This window comes from Sphingopyxis sp., from assembly GCF_035565275.1.
Classification (GTDB): domain Bacteria; phylum Pseudomonadota; class Alphaproteobacteria; order Sphingomonadales; family Sphingomonadaceae; genus Sphingopyxis.
This window is the reverse complement of the sequence record NZ_DATMST010000083.1, coordinates 1-2531: the sequence shown is the minus strand read 5'-3', so window position 1 is coordinate 2531 and position 2531 is coordinate 1. Positions and strand designations below refer to the sequence as shown.

Genomic DNA, 2531 nt, shown 5'->3' with positions numbered 1-2531 from the left:
CGCGGGCGCGTCAGCTGGTCGCCCAGCCCGGCGAGGAAGGTCCGCGCCGGGCTGGGCTCAAGCGCCATCATCGGCGAGCCGTGCGAAAGGAAAAGGCTCGGGAGACGGCGCATCGGTTCAGGCCGCGAGCTTCGCGGCGGTGTTCGCGACGCGTTCGCCAAGATAACGCGCACCGCCGAGGTCCGCTTCGCCGGGTTGGCGCGATCCGTCGCCGTCAGCGACCGTCGTCGCGCCATAGGGCGCGCCGCCCTTGACCTCGTCGACGCCCATCTGACCGGCATAGCCATAGTCGAGCCCGATGATCGTCATGCCGAAATGCAACAGGTTGGTGAGGACCGAGAAGAGCGTGGTTTCCTGCCCGCCGTGCTGCGATGCGGTCGAGGTAAAGGCGGCGCCGACCTTGCCGTTCAGCCTGCCCTGTGCCCAGACGCCGCCGGCGGTGTCCCAGAAGCTCGCCATCTGGCTCGACATGCGGCCGAAGCGGGTGGGCGTGCCGACGACGATCGCATCATAATTTGCGAGTTCGTTGGGGTCGCTCAGCAGCGGATGCGCGGTATCGGTCTTGAAGCCCGCGGCCTGCACGACCGCAGCGGGAGCGGTTTCGGCGACGCGGCGGATGTCAACCTCGGCGCCTGCGGCGCGCGCGCCTTCGGCGACGGCGTCAGCCATCTGCTCGATATGACCGTAACTCGAATAATAGAGCACCAGAACCTTGGCCATCGTTGCGTCCTTTCGTTGAGGGAAATCGGGAAGGGGGTGGGCCGCCGCCGGGGAGGGGGAGGGAGGGCGGCGGCCCGAGGGGGTCAGGCGGCCTGTTTCAGCCCGTCGATCGCCGTGGTCGCACGGGCGATCGCCTCGCCGTCCATCTGGTGGCCATCGGCGGCGATGAAATGGACGTCGGTGATGCCGATGAAGCCGAGGATATGGCGCAGATAGCCGCTGGCAAAGTCAACCTGGCTGCCGAGCGGGACCCCGCCCGAGGCGAAGACGACATAGGCGCGCTTGCCTTTCAGCAGGCCTTCGGCACCGGCTTCGCCATAGCGGAAGGTGCGGCGTGCGCGGGTCACCTGATCGATCCACGCCTTCAGCGACGCGGGGATGGCGAAATTATAGATCGGTGCGGTGATGATGATCGTATCGGCGGCTTCCAGTTCCGCGATCAGCTCTTCCGATCCGGCAAGCAGCGCCTTCTGCTCGTCGCTGCGTGCGGCTTCGTCGGTGAAATTGGCGCCGACCCAGCTTTCGGTGAGATAGGCGGGCGGCGTGACGTTGAGGTCGCGGCGGATGACGGCGGCTCCATAGCCCTGCTCGACGAGGCGGCTTTCGAGCTGGTCGGCGAGGAGGCGGGTGGTCGAGCCCGATTGGCGGGCGCTGGCGTCGATGCGAAGAATATTGCTCATGTCGGGTTCCTTGAATGCACGGGAGAAAAGGGGGTGGGCCGCCGCCGGGGGAGGGGGAGGGCGGCGGCCCGGGGGCTGGTCAGAGGCTGTCGACCAGCACCAGTTCGGCGTCGTCGATGGCTTCGACCCTGATTGTGCCGACATCGCGGAGCGCGATGCCGTCGCGGGGATCGGCGTCCTCGCCGTTGACGCGGATGCGGCCCTTGGCGGCGACCAGATAGGCGTGGCGTCCGGCTTCGAGGTCGTACGATACGCTTGTCCCGGCATTCACCGTTGCGGCAGCGACACGGGCGTTGGCGCGGATCGGCAGTGCCCCGGAGCTTTCAACGTCACCCTCGATGCCGCTCGCCAGCGTCACGAACTGGCCCGAACGGTCGGCCTGCGGAAACTGGCGGGCGCCCCAGCCGGGATTGCCGCCGTCACGGTCGGGCATGATCCAGATCTGGAACAGCGTCGTTTCCTCATCCTCGAGGTTGAACTCGCTGTGCGTCACGCCGGTGCCGGCGCTCATCACCTGAACATCGCCCGCGGCGGTGCGGCCGGCGTTGCCCATGGAGTCGCGGTGGCTGATCGCGCCGGTGCGGACATAGGTGATGATTTCCATGTCGCGGTGCGGATGCGGGGGGAAACCCGACTGCGCCGCGATGGCATCGTCGTTCCAGACGCGCAGTGCGCCCCAGCCCATACGCTTCGGATCGTGATAATTCGCGAAAGAGAAATGGTGACGGGCGTCGAGCCAGCCGTGGTTGGCGTGGCCCAGCGTGTCGAATTTGCGGATGTCGATCATGGCCTTGTCCTTTCCTTATCGCCGCCCCGGCGCTTCGCTGCCCGGCGGCCTTCATCTGTTGAGGACAAAATAGGCTCTTGGATCGTTTCTGAAATAGCGTAGATGGAAAACCATCGTTTCCATTCAGGAGCTATTGCGTGGCGCTTCCCGACTATGAAGGCTGGGCCTGTTTCGTCGCCGTCGCTGACGGTGGCAGCTTTACCGCAGCGGCGGCGGCGCTCGGCCTGTCGAAGGCGAGCGTGTCGAAGGCGGTGACGCGGCTCGAGGCATCGCTCGGCATCACCTTGCTGCACCGCAGCTCGCGCGTCGTCACCGTGTCGACCGCCGGCGCCGGGCTGCTCGAC

Annotated in this window: 4 protein-coding genes; 1 reads left to right on the top strand and 3 read right to left on the bottom strand. The window is 66.7% G+C overall.

Going from position 1 to position 2531, the window contains the following annotated elements:
* Positions 1 to 117: 117 nt before the first annotated feature.
* The 3 genes from wrbA to VN047_RS06360 all read right to left on the bottom strand — a co-directional run bounded on the left by wrbA (position 118) and on the right by VN047_RS06360 (position 2187).
* A complete protein-coding gene (gene wrbA / locus VN047_RS06370; RefSeq protein ID WP_325541194.1) occupies positions 118 to 720 on the bottom strand; it encodes an NAD(P)H:quinone oxidoreductase in 603 nt (200 codons plus the stop codon).
* An 83-nt stretch (positions 721 to 803) separates the two neighbouring features.
* Positions 804 to 1400 (bottom strand): FMN-dependent NADH-azoreductase, encoded by a 597-nt coding sequence (locus tag VN047_RS06365; RefSeq protein WP_325541192.1) that lies wholly within the window; start codon positions 1398 to 1400, stop codon positions 804 to 806.
* 79 nt (positions 1401 to 1479) lie between these two features.
* Positions 1480 to 2187, bottom strand: a complete 708-nt coding sequence (locus VN047_RS06360) for a pirin family protein (RefSeq protein WP_325541190.1) — start codon at positions 2185 to 2187, stop codon at positions 1480 to 1482.
* Between the two features lie 137 nt (positions 2188 to 2324).
* On the opposite strand from VN047_RS06360, the gene VN047_RS06355 reads away from it, so the two are divergent.
* A partial coding sequence (locus tag VN047_RS06355) for a LysR family transcriptional regulator (protein ID WP_325541188.1) occupies positions 2325 to 2531 on the top strand: 207 nt, incomplete at its 3' end.